Source organism: Pseudomonas sp. GM21 (assembly GCF_000282215.1).
GTDB lineage: Bacteria > Pseudomonadota > Gammaproteobacteria > Pseudomonadales > Pseudomonadaceae > Aquipseudomonas.
Window position 1 is genome coordinate 1 of sequence record NZ_AKJS01000129.1, and the last position, 21,741, is coordinate 21,741.

The 21,741-nt window shown below is 59.2% G+C and carries 16 protein-coding genes and 2 tRNA genes; 12 read left to right on the forward strand and 6 right to left on the reverse strand.

Annotation, left to right across the window (positions count from 1 at the left end; translation table 11 throughout):
* Positions 1-199: 199 nt before the first annotated feature.
* Together PMI22_RS08150 and PMI22_RS08145 are read right to left on the reverse strand one after the other, a co-directional pair.
* A tRNA-Leu gene (locus tag PMI22_RS08150) sits at positions 200-286 on the reverse strand.
* Positions 287-452: 166 nt separating this feature from the next.
* Positions 453-539, reverse strand: a tRNA-Leu gene (locus PMI22_RS08145).
* A gap of 226 nt (positions 540-765) precedes the next feature.
* On the opposite strand from PMI22_RS08145, the gene rnr reads away from it, so the two are divergent.
* The 11 genes from rnr to PMI22_RS08090 all read left to right on the forward strand — a co-directional run bounded on the left by rnr (position 766) and on the right by PMI22_RS08090 (position 17,610).
* Complete coding sequence (gene rnr / locus PMI22_RS08140) at positions 766-3,396, forward strand: ribonuclease R (RefSeq protein WP_007947518.1); 2,631 nt, start codon at positions 766-768, stop codon at positions 3,394-3,396.
* Positions 3,393-4,160, forward strand: a complete 768-nt coding sequence (gene rlmB / locus PMI22_RS08135) for a 23S rRNA (guanosine(2251)-2'-O)-methyltransferase RlmB (protein WP_007947519.1) — start codon at positions 3,393-3,395, stop codon at positions 4,158-4,160. Before rnr ends, rlmB begins: the two co-directional genes overlap by 4 nt.
* A 314-nt stretch (positions 4,161-4,474) precedes the next feature.
* Positions 4,475-4,897, forward strand: a complete 423-nt coding sequence (rpsF, locus tag PMI22_RS08130; protein ID WP_003217491.1) for a 30S ribosomal protein S6 — start codon at positions 4,475-4,477, stop codon at positions 4,895-4,897.
* A gap of 28 nt (positions 4,898-4,925) precedes the next feature.
* On the forward strand, positions 4,926-5,156 hold the full coding sequence (gene rpsR / locus PMI22_RS08125) for a 30S ribosomal protein S18 (protein WP_002551829.1): 231 nt from the start codon (positions 4,926-4,928) through the stop codon (positions 5,154-5,156).
* Between the two features lie 36 nt (positions 5,157-5,192).
* Positions 5,193-6,086, forward strand: coding sequence for a hypothetical protein (locus tag PMI22_RS08120; RefSeq protein ID WP_007947520.1), 894 nt, complete (start codon positions 5,193-5,195; stop codon positions 6,084-6,086).
* Between the two features lie 19 nt (positions 6,087-6,105).
* On the forward strand, positions 6,106-6,552 hold the full coding sequence (rplI, locus tag PMI22_RS08115) for a 50S ribosomal protein L9 (protein WP_003197251.1): 447 nt from the start codon (positions 6,106-6,108) through the stop codon (positions 6,550-6,552).
* 120 nt (positions 6,553-6,672) lie between these two features.
* Positions 6,673-8,067 (forward strand): replicative DNA helicase, encoded by a 1,395-nt coding sequence (gene dnaB / locus PMI22_RS08110; RefSeq protein WP_007947521.1) that lies wholly within the window; start codon positions 6,673-6,675, stop codon positions 8,065-8,067.
* A gap of 201 nt (positions 8,068-8,268) precedes the next feature.
* Positions 8,269-10,572 carry a YgiQ family radical SAM protein gene (locus PMI22_RS08105; RefSeq protein ID WP_033049522.1) on the forward strand — a complete coding sequence of 768 codons (2,304 nt, stop codon included), beginning with the start codon at positions 8,269-8,271 and terminating at the stop codon, positions 10,570-10,572.
* A gap of 297 nt (positions 10,573-10,869) precedes the next feature.
* Positions 10,870-14,145, forward strand: a complete 3,276-nt coding sequence (locus PMI22_RS08100; RefSeq protein ID WP_007947523.1) for a transglutaminase family protein — start codon at positions 10,870-10,872, stop codon at positions 14,143-14,145.
* 88 nt (positions 14,146-14,233) lie between these two features.
* Entirely contained in the window at positions 14,234-16,720 is a 2,487-nt protein-coding gene (locus PMI22_RS08095; protein WP_007947524.1) for a circularly permuted type 2 ATP-grasp protein, read from the forward strand.
* On the forward strand, positions 16,720-17,610 hold the full coding sequence (locus PMI22_RS08090) for a transglutaminase family protein (RefSeq protein ID WP_007947525.1): 891 nt from the start codon (positions 16,720-16,722) through the stop codon (positions 17,608-17,610). Before PMI22_RS08095 ends, PMI22_RS08090 begins: the two co-directional genes overlap by 1 nt.
* Before the next feature lie 109 nt (positions 17,611-17,719).
* Here PMI22_RS08090 and PMI22_RS08085 read toward each other — a convergent pair whose 3' ends face one another.
* Together PMI22_RS08085 and PMI22_RS08080 are read right to left on the reverse strand one after the other, a co-directional pair.
* A complete protein-coding gene (locus PMI22_RS08085; protein WP_007947526.1) occupies positions 17,720-17,908 on the reverse strand; it encodes a hypothetical protein in 189 nt (62 codons plus the stop codon).
* A gap of 68 nt (positions 17,909-17,976) precedes the next feature.
* Positions 17,977-18,564, reverse strand: a complete 588-nt coding sequence (locus PMI22_RS08080) for a TIGR00730 family Rossman fold protein (protein ID WP_007947527.1) — start codon at positions 18,562-18,564, stop codon at positions 17,977-17,979.
* Between the two features lie 345 nt (positions 18,565-18,909).
* Here PMI22_RS08080 and azu point away from each other — a divergent pair, with 345 nt between their 5' ends.
* Positions 18,910-19,356: an azurin gene (gene azu, locus PMI22_RS08075; protein WP_007947529.1), complete on the forward strand. Its 447-nt coding sequence runs from the start codon at positions 18,910-18,912 to the stop codon at positions 19,354-19,356.
* 191 nt (positions 19,357-19,547) lie between these two features.
* Here the strand turns inward: azu and nadE are convergent, their stop codons facing one another.
* Together nadE and pncB are read right to left on the reverse strand one after the other, a co-directional pair.
* Complete coding sequence (gene nadE, locus PMI22_RS08070) at positions 19,548-20,375, reverse strand: ammonia-dependent NAD(+) synthetase (protein WP_007947530.1); 828 nt, start codon at positions 20,373-20,375, stop codon at positions 19,548-19,550.
* 4 nt (positions 20,376-20,379) lie between these two features.
* Positions 20,380-21,606: a nicotinate phosphoribosyltransferase gene (pncB, locus tag PMI22_RS08065; RefSeq protein ID WP_007947531.1), complete on the reverse strand. Its 1,227-nt coding sequence runs from the start codon at positions 21,604-21,606 to the stop codon at positions 20,380-20,382.
* Positions 21,607-21,741 lie beyond the last annotated feature (135 nt).

The window sequence follows — 21,741 nt, forward strand, 5'->3', positions numbered from 1 at the left end:
CGTGAAATCAGACGATGCGGTGTTTCAGGAAATCCGCGCGTTCAGGATTTACGACTGCTACGCAGCCGAACGCAGGCTTCGCCAGCTGCTACAAATCGTGAGTTTCTCGAGGGGGGAGATTGTTTTCGAATGCCAGAACCGCAAAAACCCGCTTTCGCGGGTTTTTGTGAAATTCAAGATCGTGACCTTGAATTTGAATTGGTGCCCAGAAGAAGACTCGAACTTCCACGACCTTGCGGTCACCAGCACCTGAAGCTGGCGTGTCTACCAATTTCACCATCTGGGCATTTATCTTCAGCGTCACCGCTGTTGATGTGGCGCACTATACGGAGAGCGTTTTGATCTGTAAACCCCTGATTTAGATTTAATAAATCAGATGCTTAGAATGCAAAAACCCGCTTTCGCGGGTTTTTGTGTGAGTCTTGAAATTGAACTAATCTCAAGCTCGAAATTGGTGCCCAGAAGAAGACTCGAACTTCCACGACCTTGCGGTCACCAGCACCTGAAGCTGGCGTGTCTACCAATTTCACCATCTGGGCAGTATCGGCAGCGCGTCTGCGTCGTCGATGGCGCGCACTATACGGAGCGTCTTTTTAACTGTAAACCCCCGACATCAAAAAAACCTGGAAAATTTCACCAGTGGTCTTCAAATCAGCGATGCGATGTCGATAAAGGGCTTTAGAAGGGCTGTCATAGCTTGAAATTTCCCGTTTCATTACGCCTATGCCAAACTAACCCGCATATAGACAAGGTGAAAACTCTCTAATGGCCGATTGGCAGTCCCTCGATCCCGAGGCCGCTCGTGAAGCGGAAAAATATGAAAACCCTATTCCTAGCCGCGAACTGATCCTTCAGCACCTTGCTGATCGGGGTTCGCCTGCTAACCGCGAGCAGCTGGTCGAAGAGTTTGGTCTGACCACCGAAGACCAGATCGAAGCCCTGCGTCGCCGCCTGCGCGCCATGGAGCGCGATGCTCAACTCATCTATACCCGTCGCGGCACTTATGCGCCGGTGGACAAGCTCGACCTGATCCTGGGCCGCATCAGTGGTCACCGTGACGGCTTCGGCTTCCTGGTTCCGGACGACGGCAGCGACGACCTGTTCATGAGCCCGGCGCAAATGCGCCTGGTATTCGACGGCGACCGTGCCCTGGCCCGTGTTTCCGGCCTCGACCGTCGCGGTCGCCGTGAAGGCATGATCGTCGAAGTGGTTTCCCGTGCTCACGAAACCATCGTCGGTCGCTACTTCGAAGAAGGCGGCATCGGCTTCGTCGTTGCGGATAACCCGAAGATCCAGCAAGAAGTGCTGGTCACCCCGGGCCGCAATGCCAACGCCCAGATCGGTCAATTCGTTGAAGTGAAGATCACTCACTGGCCGACACCACGCTTCCAGCCGCAAGGCGACGTGGTCGAAGTCGTGGGTAATTACATGGCGCCGGGCATGGAAATCGATGTCGCCCTGCGCACCTACGATATTCCTCACGTCTGGCCTGAAGCGGTATTGAAAGAAGCCGCCAAGCTCAAGCCGGAAGTCGAAGAGAAGGACAAAGAGAAGCGCATCGACCTGCGTCATCTGCCGTTCGTGACCATCGACGGTGAAGATGCGCGCGACTTCGATGACGCGGTTTACTGCGAATCCAAGCCAGGCAAGCTGCGCCTGTTCTCCGGTGGCTGGAAGTTGTACGTGGCGATTGCCGACGTTTCCAGCTATGTGAAGATCGGTTCAGCCCTGGACAACGAATCCCAGGTTCGCGGTAACTCGGTGTACTTCCCCGAGCGCGTCGTGCCGATGCTGCCTGAGCAGCTGTCCAACGGCCTGTGCTCGCTGAACCCGCACGTCGACCGTCTGGCCATGGTTTGCGAGATGACCATCTCCAAGTCCGGCGAAATGACCGACTACTGCTTCTACGAGGCGGTGATTCACTCCCACGCCCGCCTGACCTACAACAAAGTCAGTGCGATGCTGGAAACGCCGAAACTCACCGAAGCGCGTCAGCTGCGCGGCGAGTACAACGACGTTCTGCCGCACCTCAAGCAGCTTTATGCACTGTACAAAGTGCTGCTTGCCGCTCGTCATGTGCGTGGCGCGATCGATTTCGAAACGCAGGAAACCCGGATCATCTTCGGGACCGAGCGCAAGATTGCCGAAATCCGCCCGACCGTTCGTAACGATGCGCACAAGCTGATCGAGGAATGCATGCTGGCGGCCAACGTGGCCACCGCCGAATTCCTGAAAAAGCACGAAATCCCGGCGCTGTACCGCGTCCACGATGGTCCGCCACCGGAGCGTCTGGAAAAATTGCGCGCCTTCCTGGGTGAACTCGGCCTGTCCCTGCACAAAGGCAAGGACGGTCCGTCGCCGAAGGATTACCAGGCCTTGCTGGCAAGCATCAAGGACCGTCCGGATTTCCATCTCATCCAGACCGTCATGCTGCGTTCGTTGAGCCAGGCGGTGTACAGCGCTGATAACCAGGGTCACTTCGGCCTGAATTATGAAGCCTATACCCACTTCACTTCGCCGATCCGCCGCTACCCGGACTTGCTCACGCACCGGGCGATTCGCAGCGTTATCCATTCGAAAATGAATACCCCGCACGTTCGTCGTGCTGGTGCGATGACCATTCCGAAGGCGCGCATCTATCCGTACGACGAAGCGGCGCTGGAGCAACTCGGCGAGCAGTGCTCGATGAGCGAGCGCCGTGCCGACGAAGCGACCCGCGACGTAGTGAACTGGCTCAAGTGCGAGTTCATGAAAGACCGCGTGGGCGAATCGTTCCCGGGTGTGATCACCGCCGTGACCGGTTTTGGCCTGTTCGTCGAGCTGACCGATATCTACGTCGAAGGCCTGGTGCACGTCACCGCGCTGCCGGGAGATTACTACCACTTCGATCCTGTGCATCACCGCCTCGCCGGTGAACGTACCGGTCGCAGCTTCCGTCTGGGCGATACCGTTGAAGTGCGCGTAATGCGCGTTGACCTCGACGAGCGCAAGATCGACTTCGATATGGCTGAAAAAACCATCAGCGCGCCAATTGGCCGCAAGAAGCGCGGAACCGAAACAACCGCTCCGGCTGCTAAAACCGCCGCAGAACCGGCACCGGCAAAAACCGGTCGTCGTCCTGCCAAGGAAAAGGCTGTCGAAGCCTATCGCCCGAGCGATGCCGCGGCGAAAAACGCCGAGCTGCGTAAAAGCCGGGAAATGAAGCAGGCGTTGCTGTCTGAAGCGAAAAGCGGCGGTAAAGCGGCGTCTGGGGGAAAGACCGGGCGGTCGGCGCCTGACAAGGCTCCCGGCGGCAAGCCAGCAAAACCGAGCAAACATCGTAAAGGCCCGCCAAAAGCGGGTGCTGCTCCAGCCGGCAGAAGCGGCGGGGCGCGTAAACCTAAGGCCAAACCATGAGTCAGTTGGAAAAAATCTACGGCGTGCATGCGGTAGAAGCATTGCTGCGCCACCACCCGAAACGCGTCAAGCAGATCTGGCTGGCGGAAGGTCGCAGCGATCCGCGCGTGCAAACGCTGATCCAGCTCGCTGCCGAAAACCGTGTAGCGGTCGGCCAGGCCGAGCGCCGTGAGCTGGATGCGTGGGTTGAAGGCGTGCACCAAGGCGTGGTGGCGGACGTGAGTCCGAGTCAGGTCTGGGGTGAGGCGATGCTCGACGAGCTGCTGGACCGTACCGAAGGCGCACCGCTGTTGCTGGTGCTCGACGGCGTGACCGATCCGCACAACCTCGGCGCTTGCTTGCGTTCGGCCGATGCGGCCGGTGCGCTGGCGGTGATCGTGCCCAAGGACAAGTCGGCCACGTTGACCCCGACGGTCCGTAAAGTGGCCTGTGGCGCGGCGGAAGTGATTCCGTTGGTTGCCGTGACCAACCTGGCGCGCACGCTTGAGAAACTCAAGCAGCGTGGTTTGTGGGTTGTCGGCACGGCCGGTGAAGCGGAGCAGAGTCTGTATCAGCAAGACATGACCGGTCCGACCATCCTGATCATGGGTGCGGAAGGCAGCGGCATGCGTCGCCTGACCCGCGATCTGTGCGACTACCTCGTGCACCTGCCGATGACTGGCAGTGTCAGTAGCCTCAACGTGTCCGTGGCGACTGGCGTTTGTCTGTTCGAGGCTCAGCGCCAGCGCAGCGTCAAAGCCGCCGGAACCGCCAAGAAGTCCTGATCTGTACGCAATACCTGTGGGAGCGAGCCTGCTCGCGAAAGCGGAGTAACATTCAGCATCAATGCCGAATGTCATGCCCCCTTCGCGAGCAGGCTCGCTCCCACAGTGGTTTGTGGTGAAGCAAAAATTGGTGGGCGAACGAACTGTTCAAATAATCACCAATTGCCTTGCGCGTATCCTGTCGCTTCTCTACAATTGCGCCCCTTGCTGTGACGGCAGGCACGAATGTGTCTATCGCAAGCAAGTCCATAAGTGTCATTCACTCCTTGTCTGACCGCTTTTGAGCGGCAGGCTACAACCCGTAAGGAGCATTCATGCGTCATTACGAAATCATCTTTTTGGTCCACCCGGATCAAAGCGAGCAAGTCGGCGGCATGGTAGAGCGTTACACCAAGCTGATCGAAGAAGACGGCGGCAAAATCCACCGTCTGGAAGATTGGGGCCGTCGTCAACTGGCCTACGCAATCAACAATGTTCACAAGGCTCACTACGTGATGCTGAACGTTGAGTGCACTGGCAAGGCCCTGGCCGAGCTGGAAGACAACTTCCGCTACAACGATGCAGTGATCCGTAACCTGGTCATCCGTCGCGAAGAAGCCGTTACCGGCCAATCCGAGATGCTCAAGGCTGAAGAAAACCGCAGTGAGCGCCGTGAGCGTCGCGACCGTCCTGAGCACGAAGGCGCTGAAAGCGCTGATAGTGATGACAGCGACAACAGCGATAACGCTGACGAGTAATCCACGGACCTTTTGAGGAGCCTATTACATGGCACGTTTCTTCCGTCGTCGTAAATTCTGCCGCTTCACCGCTGAAGACGTGAAAGAGATCGATTACAAAGATCTCAACACTCTGAAAGCTTATGTATCCGAGACCGGCAAAATCGTTCCAAGCCGCATCACCGGTACCAAAGCACGTTATCAGCGTCAGCTGGCCACCGCTATCAAGCGCGCCCGCTTCCTGGCCCTGCTGGCCTACACCGACAGCCACGGCCGCTGAGACCGGGCAGTCGACACGTAGCAAAGGATTGAATGCATGCGCGCCATAGCTGAGTTCATTATGCGCGGTCGCATGCAGGCCACTCTCGTAGTGGCTGGATGCGTAACATTGCCGTTGTTGTATTGGTTGGGTGCTGCCGCTGGATGCCTCGTGCTTCTGCGGCGCGGTTTGAAGGACGCCCTTGGCGTTCTTGCCCTGGGAGTGCTGCCGGCGTTGATCTGGTGGCTTTATGCGGATGACCCTCGGGCACTTTTGGTGCTGTTGGGTTCTTCGAGTCTTGCGTTGGTTTTGCGCGCAAGCGAATCCTGGGTCCGTGTGCTGCTGGTCAGCATAGCGATGGGAGTGGTGTTTTCAGTGGTGCTGGGGGCGACTTTTGGCCCTCAAATCGAGATGCTGGCGCAGGCTTTGATAAAAGTCATGCCGTCGCTACTCGGTGATGTCTACGAGAAGTTATCGGTAGGCGAGCAAGCGCATTTTGCGTCCCTGATTGCACCGGTCCTGACCGGCCTGATTGCGGCCTTGTTGCAAATCGTCAGTGTGCTGAGCCTGCTTGTCGGGCGCTACTGGCAGGCGTTGTTGTACAACCCGGGCGGTTTTGGTCGCGAGTTTCGCGCCATCCGATTCCCGCTTTTGCCGGCGATGTTGCTGCTGGCGTGCATGCTTCTGGGGCCGAACATCGGTCCACAGATGGCCATGTTAACGCCGTTGTGCAGCGTGCCGCTGGTGTTCGCCGGGCTGGCCCTGATTCACGGGCTGGTGGCGCAAAAGCGACTGGCCAGATTCTGGCTGGTGGGGTTGTACGTCACGCTGTTGCTGTTTATGCAGCTGATCTATCCGTTGCTGGTGGTCTTGGCCATCGTCGACAGCCTGATTGATTTTCGCGGTCGTTCGGCACCGAAAGATGCCGATAACGCGAACGGTGAAGGTTAAAAGTTAAGAGGATTTTCACATGCAACTGATCCTTCTGGAAAAAGTCACCAACCTGGGCAACCTGGGTGACAAAGTGAACGTTAAGGCTGGTTACGGTCGTAACTACCTGCTGCCTTACGGCAAAGCTACCGCTGCGACCGCTGCCAACCTGGCTGCGTTCGAAGAGCGTCGCGCTGAGCTGGAAAAAGCCGCAGCAGACCGTAAAACTTCGGCTGAAAGCCGTGCCGCCCAACTGGCTGAGCTGGAAGTGACTATCACTGCCACCGCCGGTGACGAAGGCAAGCTGTTCGGTTCGATCGGCACTCACGACATCGCTGATGCACTGACCGCCTCTGGCGTTGAAGTTGCAAAAAGCGAAGTACGTCTGCCGAACGGCACCATCCGCAACGTAGGCGAATTCGACGTAGCCGTGCACCTGCACGCTGAAGTTGAAGCCACCGTACGCGTTGTCGTGGTAGCAGCTTAAGTAGTACTTGTCGGCTGGCACCCTCGGGTGCTTGCCGGTAACATCGGGCACGATCCTGTTTACAGGTCGTGCCCTTTGTCTTTCTGATTCCCCCGCTTTTCATAAAATAACCAAGTGGCCATGAACGATATCTCTGCACCCGAGCAATACGATCTGCAAACCGCTTCCCTGAAAGTGCCGCCGCACTCCATCGAGGCCGAACAGGCCGTGCTCGGTGGTTTGATGCTGGACAACAACGCCTGGGAACGCGTGCTCGATCAGGTCTCGGACGGCGATTTCTATCGACATGACCACCGCCTGATCTTCCGCGCGATCGCCAAGCTCGCCGACCAGAACTCCCCCATCGACGTCGTGACCCTTGCCGAGCAATTGGACAAGGAAGGTCAGACCTCGCAAGTGGGCGGTCTGGGCTACCTCGGCGAGCTGGCGAAAAACACCCCGTCCGTCGCCAACATCAAGGCCTATGCGCAGATCGTTCGTGCACGGGCGACGTTGCGCCAGTTGATCGGCATTGCTACCGAGATTGCCGACAGCGCCTTCAACCCGGAAGGTCGTACGGCAGAAGAGATTCTCGACGAAGCTGAGCGGCAGATCTTCCAGATCGCCGAGGCCCGGCCAAAAACCGGCGGCCCGGTGAGCGTGAATGACCTGCTGACCAAGGCCATCGACCGCATCGACACCTTGTTCAACACCGACAACGCCATCACCGGTCTGTCCACCGGCTACACCGACCTCGACGAGAAGACCAGTGGCCTGCAGCCGTCCGACCTGATCATCGTCGCCGGCCGTCCGTCCATGGGTAAAACCACCTTTGCGATGAACCTGGTGGAAAACGCCGTGTTGCGCAGCGACAAGTGCGTCCTGGTTTACTCGCTGGAGATGCCAGGTGAATCGCTGATCATGCGTATGTTGTCGTCCCTCGGCCGTATCGACCAGACCAAGGTCCGGGCCGGTCGCCTGGATGACGACGATTGGCCGCGCCTGACCTCGGCGGTCAACCTGCTCAACGACCGTAAGCTGTTCATCGACGATACGGCCGGTATCAGCCCCTCGGAAATGCGTGCGCGGACTCGCCGGTTGGTGCGTGAACACGGCGATGTCGCCCTGATCATGATCGACTACCTGCAATTGATGCAGATTCCCGGTTCCGGCGGCGACAACCGTACCAACGAGATTTCCGAGATCTCCCGTTCCTTGAAAGCCTTGGCCAAGGAATTCAACTGCCCGGTGGTGGCGTTGTCCCAGCTCAACCGCTCCCTGGAGCAACGGCCGAACAAACGCCCGATCAACTCCGACCTCCGGGAATCCGGAGCGATCGAGCAGGATGCTGACGTGATCATGTTCGTGTACCGGGATGAGGTGTATCACCCGGAAACCGAGCACAAAGGCATCGCCGAAATCATCATCGGCAAGCAGCGGAACGGTCCGATCGGCACGTCACGACTGGCGTTCATCGGCAAGTACACCCGCTTCGAAAACCTCGCGCCGGGTAGCTATAACTTCGACGACGAGTAAGTTATGTAGTGCCTGAGAGGGCCTCTTCGCGGGCAAGCCCGCTCCCACAGGGACACTCAAATCCTTGTGGGAGCGGCGGTGCGACAATTCGACTTGCCGGCGATTGGGTCGACACAATTTCCGACCATAGCCGTCGGAATTGGTTATTTTTTGTGCTATATTCCGCGCCCGCGATTTTTCATCTCAACACCGGTCATCGTCATGCAAACAGCCAAGCCGTTATTTGACTATCCCAAGTACTGGGCCGAATGCTTCGGTCCAGCGCCATTCCTGCCGATGAGCAGGGAGGAGATGGATCAGCTTGGCTGGGATTCCTGCGACATCATCATCGTCACCGGTGATGCGTACGTTGACCATCCGTCGTTCGGCATGGCAATCATCGGCCGGCTGCTGGAGTCGCAAGGCTTCCGCGTCGGGATCATTGCCCAACCGAACTGGCAGTCCAAAGACGACTTCATGAAGCTCGGCGAGCCGAACCTGTTCTTCGGTGTCGCGGCCGGCAACATGGACTCGATGATCAACCGCTACACCGCCGACAAGAAAATCCGTTCCGATGACGCCTACACCCCTGGTGGCCTGGCGGGCAAACGTCCGGACCGCGCGAGCCTGGTTTACAGCCAGCGCTGCAAGGAAGCCTACAAGAACGTGCCGATCGTTCTGGGTGGCATCGAAGCTTCCCTGCGCCGCATCGCTCACTATGATTACTGGCAGGACCGGGTACGCAACTCGATCCTGATTGACGCCTGCGCCGACATCCTGCTCTACGGCAACGCCGAGCGTGCGATTGTCGAAGTCGCCCAGCGTCTGTCCTACGGTCACAAGATCGAAGACATCACCGATGTGCGCGGTACCGCGTTCATCCGCCGCGATACGCCGAAAGACTGGTACGAAGTCGATTCCACGCGCATCGACCGTCCGGGCAAGATCGACAAGATCATCAACCCGTACGTGAATACCCAGGACACTCAGGCTTGCGCCATTGAGCAGGAAAAAGGTCCGGTTGAAGACCCGACTGAAGCCAAGGTCGTACAGATCCTGGCTAGCCCGAAAATGACCCGCGACAAGACCGTGATTCGTCTGCCCTCGGTCGAGAAAGTCCGTGGCGATGCGGTGCTTTATGCTCACGCCAACCGCGTACTTCACCTGGAAACCAACCCGGGTAACGCCCGCGCGCTGGTGCAGAAGCACGGCGAAGTCGATGTCTGGTTCAACCCGCCGCCGATTCCGATGACCACCGAAGAAATGGACTACGTGTTCGGCATGCCGTATGCGCGCATCCCGCACCCGGCGTACGGCAAGGAAAAAATCCCGGCCTACGACATGATCCGCTTCTCGGTGAACATCATGCGTGGCTGCTTCGGCGGCTGTACCTTCTGCTCGATCACCGAGCACGAAGGGCGGATCATCCAGAACCGTTCCGAAGAGTCGATCATTCGCGAAATCGAAGAGATCCGCGACAAGGTCCCGGGTTTCACCGGCGTCATTTCCGACCTCGGCGGCCCGACCGCGAACATGTACCGCATCGCCTGTAAGAGCCCGGAAATCGAATCCGCGTGCCGCAAGCCATCGTGCGTGTTCCCTGGTATCTGCCCGAACCTGAATACTGATCACTCGTCGCTCATTCAGTTGTACCGCAGCGCCCGTGCATTGCCGGGTGTGAAGAAGATCCTGATTGCTTCCGGCCTGCGCTACGACCTCGCGGTCGAGTCGCCGGAGTATGTCAAAGAGCTGGTGACCCACCATGTGGGTGGTTACCTGAAGATTGCCCCGGAACACACCGAGGAAGGTCCGCTCAACCAGATGATGAAACCGGGCATCGGCAGCTATGACAAGTTCAAGCGCATGTTCGAGAAGTACTCCAAGGAAGCCGGGAAAGAGCAGTACCTGATTCCGTACTTCATCGCCGCCCACCCGGGCACTACCGACGAAGACATGATGAACCTGGCCCTGTGGCTCAAGGGCAACGGCTTCCGTGCCGACCAGGTGCAGGCGTTCTACCCGTCGCCGATGGCCACTGCCACCGCGATGTACCACTCGGGCAAAAACCCGCTGCGTAAGGTCACTTACAAGAGCGACGCCGTGACCATCGTCAAGAGCGAAGAGCAGCGTCGTCTGCACAAGGCGTTCCTGCGTTATCACGACCCGAAAGGCTGGCCGATGCTGCGTGAAGCGCTGACCCGCATGGGCCGCGCCGATCTGATCGGGCCGGGCAAGAACCAGTTGATCCCGCTGCATCAGCCGGCGACCGACAGCTATCAGAGCGCCCGTCGCAAGAACTCGACACCGGCCGGCAGCCACAAGGTTGCAGGGGAGAAGACCACCAAGATCCTGACCCAGCACACCGGCTTGCCGCCGCGTGCCAGCGATGGCGGTAACCCGTGGGACAAGCGTGAACAGGCCAAGGCGGCGGCGTTCGCCCGCAACCAGCAGGCGGCCAAGGAGCGCAAGGACGCGGCCAAAGGCAAAGGCCCTAAGCCCGCTCGTAAGCCGGTTGTACCGCGCTAAGCCTCTCTTGAGCTGAACAGAACGCCAACCTGATCGTTCCCACGCTCCGCGTGGGAATGCCTCAAGGGACGCTCCGCGTCCAGTGACGCGGAGCGTCACGGGCTGCATTCCCACGCGGAGCGTGGGGACGATCACCCCCTTCGCAACATTTGCGTGCAACTGCCCCCAACCAATTTCTCGCATCGCCCGATTTTGGTGCTGTACTGCCTCAAGCAAACGGAGAAAGCGCCAGCGTTGCCGCGATGGCATAAGTCTTGCGCGCTTTCGATAACGCTTAGGGCTCGCAGGAGGCACGCCGTGTCGATTCATGTCGCATTGCACCACGTCACACATTACCGCTACGACCGCGCTGTCGAGCTCGGTCCGCAGATCGTTCGCCTGCGCCCGGCCGCTCACAGTCGCACGCGGATATTGTCGTATGCGCTGAAAGTCTCGCCCGAGCAGCATTTCATCAACTGGCAACAAGACCCCCAGGGTAATTACCTGGCGCGGTTGGTGTTCCCGGAAAAAACCGATGAGCTGCGGATTGAAGTCGATCTGCTGGCCGAGATGGCGGTCTTCAATCCCTTCGATTTTTTCCTTGAGCCGTACGCAGAAAAAATCCCGTTCGCCTACGCCGCCGACGAGCGCAAGGAGTTGGCGCCGTACCTTGAAACCTTGCCCCTGACGCCGAAGTTCAAGGCCTATCTGGACGGTATCGACCGCACGCCGCTGCCGAGTGTGGATTTCCTCGTCGCGCTTAACCAGCGCCTGAGTGAAGACATCGGTTACCTAATCCGCATGGAGCCAGGAGTCCAGACGCCTGAACACACTCTCGACCAAGCATCCGGGTCCTGCCGCGACTCGGCGTGGTTGCTGGTGCAACTGCTGCGCAATCTCGGGCTCGCCGCGCGCTTTGTCTCCGGTTACCTGATTCAGCTGACCGCCGACGTCAAAAGTCTGGACGGTCCGTCGGGCACTGACGTGGACTTCACCGATTTGCACGCGTGGTGCGAAGTGTATTTGCCGGGTGCTGGCTGGATTGGCCTGGACGCGACGTCAGGGCTGTTTGCCGGTGAGGGTCACATTCCGTTGGCGTGCAGCCCCGATCCTGGCTCTGCGGCACCCATCAGTGGCTTGGTGGAGCCGTGCGAGTGCGAATTCACCCACGAGATGTCCGTGGAGCGGATTTGGGAAGCCCCCCGCGTCACCAAGCCCTACACCGAAGATCAGTGGCAGGCGATTCAGGCGCTGGGTCGGCAGATCGATGCCGATCTGCTGGAAGACGATGTGCGCCTGACCATGGGCGGCGAGCCGACCTTTGTTTCCATCGATGACCCGGACGGTGCCGAATGGAACACCGCAGCGCTCGGGCCGGACAAACGTCGGCTGTCCGCCGAACTGTTCCAGCGCATGCGCAAACACTACGCACCCAAAGGGCTGGTGCATTTTGGTCAGGGCAAGTGGTACCCCGGGGAGCAATTACCGCGCTGGTCACTGAACTGCTACTGGCGTCGCGACGGCGTGCCGATCTGGCACAACAGCGCGCTGATCGCCGATGAGCAGGAAGACTACGGCGCCGATGGCGAACTGGCCGGGCGTTTTCTGGCGAGTGTCGCTGAACGGCTGAAGATTCCTACACGTTTTGTGTTCCCAGCCTACGAAGACAATTTTTATTACCTCTGGCGCGAAGGCACATTGCCGCAGAACGTCAGCGCCGAAGACTCGCGTCTGGAAGAGCCGCTGGAGCGTGCGCGTCTGCGTAAAGTCTTCAACCAGGGCCTGGATAAAGTCATCGGCCAGGTCCTGCCGCTAGCGCGCACCGCCAAGGGTGATCAATGGCAAAGCGGTCGCTGGTATCTGCGCGACGAGCACTGCCGGCTGGTGCCGGGGGATTCGCCGCTGGGTTATCGCTTGCCGCTCGGCTCGCAGCCTTGGGTGAAAGCGGCGGAGTATCCGTTCATTCATCCCAATGATCCGAACCAGGATTTTCCCGCGCTGCCCGACACCATTGCGTTAAACAGCCCAGGCATGCCGGCCGAAGCGGTTGAGCGCGAGCCAAAAATCGACGAGTCCGCCGACTGGCTGACACGCACTGCGTTCTGCGCGGAAGCCCGGGAAGGGCGGTTGTACCTGTTCATGCCGCCGCTGGAACGGGTCGAGGACTATCTGGAACTGGTCACCGCCATCGAGGCCACGGCTCAGGAACTGCATTGCCCGGTATTGCTGGAAGGCTATGAACCGCCGAGCGATCCGCGCCTGAGCAACTTCCGCATCACCCCGGATCCGGGCGTGATCGAGGTCAACGTGCAACCGTCCGCGACTTGGGACGAGTTGGTCGAGCGCACCGAGTTTCTGTACGAAGAGGCGCGCCAGACCCGACTCACCACCGAGAAATTCATGATCGACGGGCGGCACACCGGGACCGGCGGCGGTAACCATTTCGTGTTGGGCGGCGCGACCCCGGCCGACTCACCGTTTTTGCGTCGTCCCGACTTGCTGCGTAGCCTGATCAGTTACTGGCACAACCACCCGTCCTTGTCCTACCTGTTTTCCGGACTATTCATCGGCCCAACCTCTCAGGCCCCGCGCGTCGATGAAGCGCGTAATGATGCGCTGTATGAACTGGAGATCGCTTTTGCGCAGATGCCTGAACCGGGCGAAGAGTGCGCGCCATGGCTAGTGGACCGGCTGCTGCGCAACCTGCTGATCGACGTGACCGGCAATACCCATCGCGCCGAGTTCTGCATCGACAAACTCTATTCGCCGGACGGTGCGACCGGACGCCTCGGATTACTGGAGTTGCGAGCCTTTGAAATGCCGCCGCACGCGCGCATGAGCCTGGCTCAGCAACTGTTATTGCGGGCGCTGGTGGCGCGGTTCTGGCGCGAGCCTTACGCGCCGCCGAAACTGGCGCGCTGGGGCACTGAATTGCACGATCGCTTCCTGTTGCCGCATTTTATCGAGCAGGATTTCGCCGATGTGATCGTGGATCTGAACGCGGCCGGTTATCCGGTACGGGCCGAGTGGTTCGCCGCGCATCTGGAGTTCCGTTTTCCCAAGGTCGGCGATTACGCGGTCAGCGGCATTGAACTGCAATTGCGTCAGGCGCTGGAGCCGTGGCATGTGCTGGGCGAGGAGGGCGCGGTCGGCGGCACGGTGCGGTATGTGGATTCGTCGCTGGAGCGCTTGCAGGTCAAGCTCACAGGGCTGGCGCCGCAACGTTATCTGCTGACCTGCAACGGCGTTCCGGTGCCGTTGCAACCCACCGGGCGGGTCGGCGAGTTTGTCGCCGGTGTGCGTTTCCGTGCCTGGCAACCGGCCAACTGCCTGCAACCAACCATCCCGGTTCATGCACCGCTGGTGTTCGACCTGCTCGACACCTGGATGCAACGGTCTATGGGCGGCTGCCAATACCACGTGGCCCATCCGGGCGGGCGCAACTACGACAGCCTGCCGGTGAACGCCAATGAGGCGGAGAGCCGACGCATGGCGCGGTTTTTCCGCATCGGACACACGCCGGGGAAACTTCCTGTTCCGACTCTGGAAATTAACGACGAACTGCCGATGACGCTCGATTTACGACGTTTCTAAATCGTACGCGACGCCCGGATTTTTCGTATATCCGGGCGTCATGAGCCTGCGTTAGTCTGACCGTTCATTGCTGTCTGCCGAGCTTTCCATGCCTGATCTGCTTGATCACTACCCGCTGACGGCGGGCACCTATCACGAACTGCTCGACGACAGTGGCGGCGTACGCCCGCACTGGCGTCGGTTGATCGACCAATTGCAACGCAGTACGCCCTCGCAGTTGGTGCAGCGTCAGGCCTTGTTGACCCGGCAGATCCAGGAAAACGGCGTGACCTACAACGTCTACGCCGACCCCAAGGGCGCAGACCGGCCGTGGGAACTCGACCTGCTGCCGCATGTGATTGCCGCTGATGAGTGGGCGCAGTTATCAGCCGGGATCGCTCAACGGGCGCGTCTGTTGAACGCGGTACTGGCGGATCTGTATGGCCCCCAGCGCCTGATCGCCGAAGGTCTGCTGCCAGCGGAACTCGTATTCGGGCACAACAACTTCCTCTGGCCCTGTCAGGGCATTACGCCGCCCGACGGGGCCTTTCTGCATCTGTACGCCGTCGATCTGGCGCGCACGCCCGATGGCCGCTGGTGGGTCACGGCGGACCGGACTCAAGCACCGTCCGGCGCCGGGTACGCCTTGGAAAACCGCACCATCGTCTCCCGGGCCTTTCCCGAGCTGTATCGCGATTTGAAAGTGCAGCATCTGGCCGGGTTCTTCCGCACGCTTCAGGAAACACTGGCGCGGCAGGCGCCTCGCGATGAAGAAGCACCGCTGATCGTGTTGCTCACGCCGGGACGATTCAACGAAAGCTATTTCGAACACCTTTATCTGGCGCGTCAGCTCGGCTATCCGCTGGTGGAGGGCGGCGACCTCACGGTGCGTGATGCCACGGTTTACCTGAAAACCCTGAGCGGCTTGCGTCGGGTTCACGCAATCATGCGCCGGCTCGACGACGACTTCTGCGACCCGCTGGAATTGCGCACCGACTCCGCACTGGGCGTACCGGGGCTGCTTGAAGCCGTGCGGCAGGGGCGGGTGCTGGTGGCCAATGCCCTCGGCAGCGGCGTGCTGGAGTCGCCGGGGTTGCTGGGTTTTCTGCCGAAGATCAATCAGTTCCTGTTTGGTGAAAAGCTGATCCTGCCGTCTATTGCAACCTGGTGGTGCGGTGAGCCGCCGGTGCTGGCTCAAGCGCTGGAAAAACTGCCGGAGCTGTTGATCAAACCGGCTTTCCCGTCGCAAAGCTTTGCACCGGTATTTGGCCGTGACTTGAGTGAAAAACAGCGTCTGGCCCTGGCCGCGCGAATGCAGGCGCGCCCTTATGCGTATGTGGCGCAAGAAATGGCCCAATTGTCCCATGCGCCGATCTGGCAGGCCGAGGACGGTCAGTTGCAACCACGCGCCATCGGCATGCGCGTGTACGCAGTGGCCAGCCATGACGGCTATCGGGTTTTACCGGGCGGGCTGGCCCGGGTAGCCGCCGAGGCCGACGCCGAAGTGGTGTCGATGCAGCGCGGTGGTGCGAGCAAGGACACATGGGTGTTGAGCGATCGTCCGCCCAGCGGCGAGCAGTGGAAAACCCAGCGCACGATCGGTGTGCATGACCTGGTACGCCGGGATCCTTATTTGCCCTCGCGGGTGGTGGAAAACCTGTTCTGGTTTGGCCGCTATTGCGAGCGCTGTGATGACAGCGCGCGACTGTTGCGCATCATGCTGGCGCGCTACGTGGACGGTGATGATCCGCAAGCCTTGCAGGCGGCTGTCGAACTCGGTGAACGGTTGCATCTGTTGCCCGAGGAAGGCGAGTTGCCAGAGCGCCTGTTGGCCGCATTACTCGGCGAAGACTGGTCATTCAGCCTGCGTGCCAATCTGCAACGCTTGCAGTGGGCGGCCTCGCAAGTGCGCGGCAAACTCTCGCGGGAAAACTGGCAGGCGTTGGTGGAGTTGCAGCGCGAGGCCATGGAGCTGGATACCGACGAGCCGGATTTCGGCGAGCTGCTGGACTTTCTTAACCGTCTGGTGATGTCGCTGGCGGCGCTTTCTGGCTTCGCCCTGGACGACATGACCCGGGACGAAGGCTGGCGTTTCCTGATGATCGGGCGGCGGATCGAGCGCCTGCAATTTCTCAGCGGCAGCCTGGCAGCATTTTTGCGTGGCGCCGGGGCTTTCGATCAGGCGGGGTTAGAGTGGTTGCTGGAGTTGGGCAACAGCAGCATCACTTACCGTTCGCGGTATCTGGCGGTGGCGCAACTGCTGCCAGTGCTCGACCTGTTGCTGCTCGATGAGCAAAACCCTCACGCCGTCCTGTTCCAGTTGAAGCTGGTGACGCGAACCCTGAAACGTTTGAATGACGACTTTGGTGTGCCCCGGGAAACAAGTTTGCCGCTGTTGGTGGCGCGACTGGCGCAATTCGATCTGGGCTGCCTGGAAAACGCGTTGTTCGGCGAAACGGGCGTGCGCGCCGCGCTTGATGGGTTGGCCGATTTGCTGCAAGAAATCGCCGACGCCAGTGGGCAAGTATCGGATCGCCTGGCCTTGCGCCATTTCGCCCATGTCGATGATGTCAGCCAACGCACGGTGTCCGTCTGATGAGTGCTCACTACCAGATTTTCCACGACACCCATTATCACTATGACAGTCCGGTGTCTTTGGCCCAGCAGCTCGCGCATCTCTGGCCGCGGCCCTGTGCGTGGCAGCGTTGTACTGCTCAACAATTGCAGATCAGCCCCGACCCGACCGCGCGCCGGGATGAGCTGGATGTGTTTGGCAATCCGCTGACGCGATTGGCATTTGAACGTCCCCACGATGAGTTGCTGGTCAACGCCAGCCTTACCGTCGAAGTCTTCGCCCGGCCCGTGCTGGATTTCAATCAATCGCCGCCCTGGGAAGAAACCCGCAACGCGTTGACCTACAGCAGCCAGCCGCTGTCCCCTGACGTTCTTGAAGCCTGTCGGTATCGGTTCGAATCGCCTTACGTGCATTTGAAGCGCAACTTTGTCGACTTCTCCGAGAGTTGCTTTGCGCCGGGCCGACCGTTGCTGTGGGGCGTTCAGGCATTGATGGAGAAGATCTTCAGCGAGTTCACCTTCGACGCCGAAGCGACGCAAGTGGCGACGCCGTTGGTGGAAGTGCTGGAGCGCCGACGCGGGGTCTGTCAGGACTTCGCTCACCTGATGCTCGCGTGCGTGCGTTCCCGTGGTCTGGCTGCTCGCTATATCAGTGGTTATCTGCTGACTCAGCCACCACCCGGTCAGCCTCGGTTGATCGGCGCGGACGCGTCTCACGCCTGGGTTTCAGTGTTCTGTCCGGTGCTGGGCTGGGTCGATTTTGACCCGACCAACAACGTACAACCGGCACTCGAACACATCACCCTGGCCTGGGGGCGGGATTTCTCCGATGTCTCGCCATTGCGTGGGGTGATTCTGGGAGGGGGTAACCATGACCCGGAAGTCAGCGTCACCGTAATGCCACTGAATTAACGCAGATAAAATTGTGTATTTCAGAGGGGACTGTGAGGGTCAGCAAAGTCACTGCTGACCCTGGACACAGATCCGGTGGGCCTGATCAGATCATCCGGCCCTGAGGGTCTCAGGCGTCGGGCGCCTGATCTTTCGGTGCTTCAGTTTCGTCTGTAGCCACTTCGCCTTCAGCATCCGGGTTCAGTGCTGCTGCTTCTTCTTCAGCTGTAGCTTTCTTGCGCTGAAGCTTTTCCTCTTTCTTCTGCTCCTTGGCCAAGTCTCTCTGACGTTTGGCGAAGGAATAATTAGGTTTAGCCATGGGCGATCCTCTGGGGTCGAAGGTGAGGTTGAGCGGCGCATATTCTGCCCTGTATCGGTGCCGAGCCGTTAGCTGGGTTTTTGATCGGTCCATTTTGGCAGGACCGACGGTTGCCAGGCGTCCAGTGCATCTAGCAGGGTTTGCGGTGATTCGCTCACTTGCAGCATGTCACGGTGCGGTGCGCGAACGAAGCCTTCGCCGACGATATGATCAAGAAAACCGGTCAATTTGCTGTAGAAACCGTTCACTTCCAGCAAACCGAGCGGTTTGCCATGGTAGCCGAGCTGGCCCCAGGTCCAGACTTCGAACAGTTCTTCCAGGGTGCCCAGGCCGCCGGGCAGAGCGATGAACGCATCACTGAGTTCGGCCATCCGCGCCTTGCGCGCGTGCATGCCGTCTACCACTTCCAGGCGCGTCAGGCCACTGTGGCCGATTTCCTTGTCTTTGAGGCTTTGCGGGATGATCCCGATTACTTCACCGCCGGCCGCCAGTGCAGCATCGGCAACAATCCCCATCAGGCCCACGGCGCCGCCGCCATAGACCAGGGTCAACTTGCGTTCGGCCAAGGAGCGCCCCAAGGCCACAGCCGCTTCACGATAGGCTGGGAGGGTGCCGGTGCTGGCGCCGCAAAATACACAAACAGACGTTAAAGACATGCCTTACTCCAAGGTCGGGATGGCCAACAGAATAAAGGCAGGTCAGCTACGCTCCAAGGGTTAAGCCTCGCGCCGGGGTGTTTCACAGGTGCCGCTGGCACCACAGGCGTAGGCGGCGAACAAGCTGCACAACAGGCTATTCAAGGACATCACAGACGCTCCAGATAAAGGATGACGGCTTGATAGTAGGGCCGTGCCAGACGCCTGGCTGGTAGATTGTGTCGATGGGGCTCATAGCCCAAAAGTTGTATACAATTTTTGATTCAGGTCATAGGAACTTGCGAAGATTTCAGGCAGTCTTCTGTCCATTCGCACTTTTTATTAACCCTGCCTTGGAGATTCACCATGTTTGCCAAACTTGTTGCGGTATCCCTGCTGACACTGGCCAGCAGCCAATTGATGGCTGCTGAATGCAAGGTCACTGTCGACTCCACTGATCAGATGTCTTTTGACACCAAGGACATCACCATCGACAAGAGCTGTAAGACATTCACCGTGGATCTGAAACATTCCGGCAGCCTGCCGAAGAATGTCATGGGTCATAACTGGGTGTTGAGCAAAGAGGCTGACATGCAGCCGCTCGCTACTGCTGGCATGGCCGCAGGCATCGACAAGAATTATCTGCCGGAAGGTGATGCGCGCGTCATCGCCCACACCAAAATCATAGGCGCTGGCGAAACCGATTCGGTGACCTTTGACGTTTCGAAGCTCGCTGCTGGCGAGAAGTACGGCTTCTTCTGCTCGTTCCCGGGCCACATCTCGATGATGAAAGGCACGGTTACGCTGAAGTAATCAAATCGAGCTCATAAAAAAAGCGTCCGCTTGGGACGCTTTTTTTGTGCCCGGCATCTGACCGAGTCATCGTTCATCGCGGGCAAGCCACGCTCCCACAGGATTTGCGTCGTGCCTATTATCGGCGTCCGACACAATACCTGTGGGAGCGTGGCTTGCCCGCGAAGGCGTCGGTACAGATGCCGACGTCCTTATGGCGCAAACGGCATCACCCGCTTGTGATGAGTCTTTTTATACGTGTCACAAATGATCCTGAACGCTTCCTCACGTACCGCCTCACCATGCAAAAACGCATCAATCTCGGCATAGGTCACGCCGTGTGACGCTTCGTCCGGTTTACCTGGCGACAGGTCTTCCAGATCGGCTGTCGGGATTTTTTCCACCAGTGATTCCGGCGCGCCGAAACTGCGAGCGATATCCCGAACCTGGTTTTTCACCAGCCCGCTCAACGGCGCCAGGTCGCAGGCGCCGTCACCGAACTTTGTGAAGAACCCCATCACCGCTTCTGCCGCGTGGTCGGTGCCGATCACCAGGCCATGGGCCGCGCCCGCGATGGTGTACTGAGCGACCATGCGCATCCGCGCCTTGGTGTTGCCGAGCACGAAGTCCACCGAGACTGCGTGCTTGCCTTCGAAGGCTGCCACTTCATTGGCCAGGGATTTGACCGCCGGGCCGATGTTCACGGTGTGGCGCTCGTCCGGGGCGATGAAGTCCACCGAGGCCTGAGCATCGTGCTCATCGAACTGAGTCTCGTATGGCAGGCGCACCGCGATGAATTTGTAACTCTTGTCACCGGTGCGTTGGCGTAATTCGCGCATGGCGCGTTGGGCCAGCAGGCCGGCCGTCAGCGAGTCGACACCACCGCTGATGCCCAGAACCAGGGCCTTGAGCCCGGAATTGACCAGACAATCCTGAATGAAGCTAACCCGCCGGGCGACTTCAGCCTCAAGGGCGGCGTCGTCGGCAAACGGTGGTTGAACCTTGAGCTGCTCAGCAATCTCACGCTGTACGGCTTGCATGAATTCACTCCTTGCTAGATGTGCTTGATAGGGCGGCAGGTACTTTGAAAACGTGTCGCAAATAGGCGACAAAATTCGGGTCATTGCAGTGAGTCTTGCCAGGCTCATCAGAAATCTTTGCCACGGGCTGGCCGTTGCAGGCCGTCATTTTAAACACGATGTTCATCGGTTCGACACCGGGAATGTCGCACGTCAGGTGGGTGCCGATGCCAAAGCTGACATTGATCCGGCCCCACAGCGCACGGAATATCTCCAGTGACTTGGGCAGTGTCAGGCTGTTGGAAAACACCAACGTCTTGCTCATCGGGTCGATGCCGAGCTTGTGATAGTGGGCAATGGCTTTCTCGGCCCACAACACCGGGTCACCCGAATCGTGGCGCAGACCGTCGAAAAGCTTGGCAAAAAACAGATCGAAATCGCCGAGGAAAGCATCGGTGGTGATGCAGTCGGTCAGGGCGATTCCCAGCAGGCCGCGGTATTCGCGCACCCAGCAGTCGAGCGCGGCAATCTGACTGTCGATCAGCCGTGGACCGAGTTGCTGGTGGGCCATGATCCATTCATGGGCCATGGTGCCCAGCGGTTTCATGTCCAGTTCCCGGGACAGGTGCACGTTGCTGGTGCCGACGAAGCGTCCGGGGAAGTCGTGCTTGAGCACATTCACCACTTCTTCTTGCACGCGGTATGAAAAGCGACGGCGCGTGCCGAAATCGGCTACTTGCAACTCGGACAATTCGTCGCTGCTGGCGTTGGCGGTCAGCCAGTCGAACTTGCGATAAAGCTGTTCACGTGCCTGTTCCAGACCGACTTCCCGGTAGCGATAGCGGTTGCGCACCTCAGTGACAATCGCCAGAAGCGGCACTTCGAACAGAATTACATGCAGCCAAGGCCCACGCAGGCGGATGAATAGCTCGTCGTTTTCGATGCAGGTGTGGATGTAACGCAGATTGAAGCGGAACAGCCCGAGAAACCGCAGGAAATCCGGCTTCAGAAAACTGATACGTTCCAGAAAACCCAATTGATCAGCGCTCAGACTCAACTCCGCCAGGCGCTCGATCTGGAATCGGATCTCGGCCAGGTACGGGCGCAAATCTTCACTGTTGCGGCAACGAAACTCCCATTCGACTTCGACGTTCGGGTAGTTGTGCAGCACCGCCTGCATCATCGTCAGTTTGTAGAAGTCGGTGTCGAGCAGGTTCTGCACGATGCGATCGCCAAACACGGGCTCGCTCATAACGGGGTTCTCCGCATTGAATGGGGATAGTGGCGCATATCACTGGTAAAGATTGCCAGTGATTTCTGTGTTGCCTATGTAGGAGCTGTCGAGTGAAACGAGGCTGCGATCCTTTGATCCAGTTAATTAACCAAG

What these genes read in the sequence shown, in the direction of transcription:
- PMI22_RS08080 (WP_007947527.1), bottom strand. Translation starts at nt 18,564, where the DNA reads ATGTCTTTAACGTCTGTTTGTGTATTTTGCGGCGCCAGCACCGGCACC.
- rnr (WP_007947518.1), top strand. Translation starts at nt 766, where the DNA reads ATGGCCGATTGGCAGTCCCTCGATCCCGAGGCCGCTCGTGAAGCGGAA.
- PMI22_RS08085 (WP_007947526.1), bottom strand. Translation starts at nt 17,908, where the DNA reads ATGGCTAAACCTAATTATTCCTTCGCCAAACGTCAGAGAGACTTGGCC.
- PMI22_RS08095 (WP_007947524.1), top strand. Translation starts at nt 14,234, where the DNA reads ATGCCTGATCTGCTTGATCACTACCCGCTGACGGCGGGCACCTATCAC.
- nadE (WP_007947530.1), bottom strand. Translation starts at nt 20,375, where the DNA reads ATGCAAGCCGTACAGCGTGAGATTGCTGAGCAGCTCAAGGTTCAACCA.
- PMI22_RS08105 (WP_033049522.1), top strand. Translation starts at nt 8,269, where the DNA reads ATGCAAACAGCCAAGCCGTTATTTGACTATCCCAAGTACTGGGCCGAA.
- PMI22_RS08090 (WP_007947525.1), top strand. Translation starts at nt 16,720, where the DNA reads ATGAGTGCTCACTACCAGATTTTCCACGACACCCATTATCACTATGAC.
- PMI22_RS08120 (WP_007947520.1), top strand. Translation starts at nt 5,193, where the DNA reads ATGCGCGCCATAGCTGAGTTCATTATGCGCGGTCGCATGCAGGCCACT.
- pncB (WP_007947531.1), bottom strand. Translation starts at nt 21,606, where the DNA reads ATGAGCGAGCCCGTGTTTGGCGATCGCATCGTGCAGAACCTGCTCGAC.
- rlmB (WP_007947519.1), top strand. Translation starts at nt 3,393, where the DNA reads ATGAGTCAGTTGGAAAAAATCTACGGCGTGCATGCGGTAGAAGCATTG.
- azu (WP_007947529.1), top strand. Translation starts at nt 18,910, where the DNA reads ATGTTTGCCAAACTTGTTGCGGTATCCCTGCTGACACTGGCCAGCAGC.
- rplI (WP_003197251.1), top strand. Translation starts at nt 6,106, where the DNA reads ATGCAACTGATCCTTCTGGAAAAAGTCACCAACCTGGGCAACCTGGGT.
- rpsF (WP_003217491.1), top strand. Translation starts at nt 4,475, where the DNA reads ATGCGTCATTACGAAATCATCTTTTTGGTCCACCCGGATCAAAGCGAG.
- rpsR (WP_002551829.1), top strand. Translation starts at nt 4,926, where the DNA reads ATGGCACGTTTCTTCCGTCGTCGTAAATTCTGCCGCTTCACCGCTGAA.
- dnaB (WP_007947521.1), top strand. Translation starts at nt 6,673, where the DNA reads ATGAACGATATCTCTGCACCCGAGCAATACGATCTGCAAACCGCTTCC.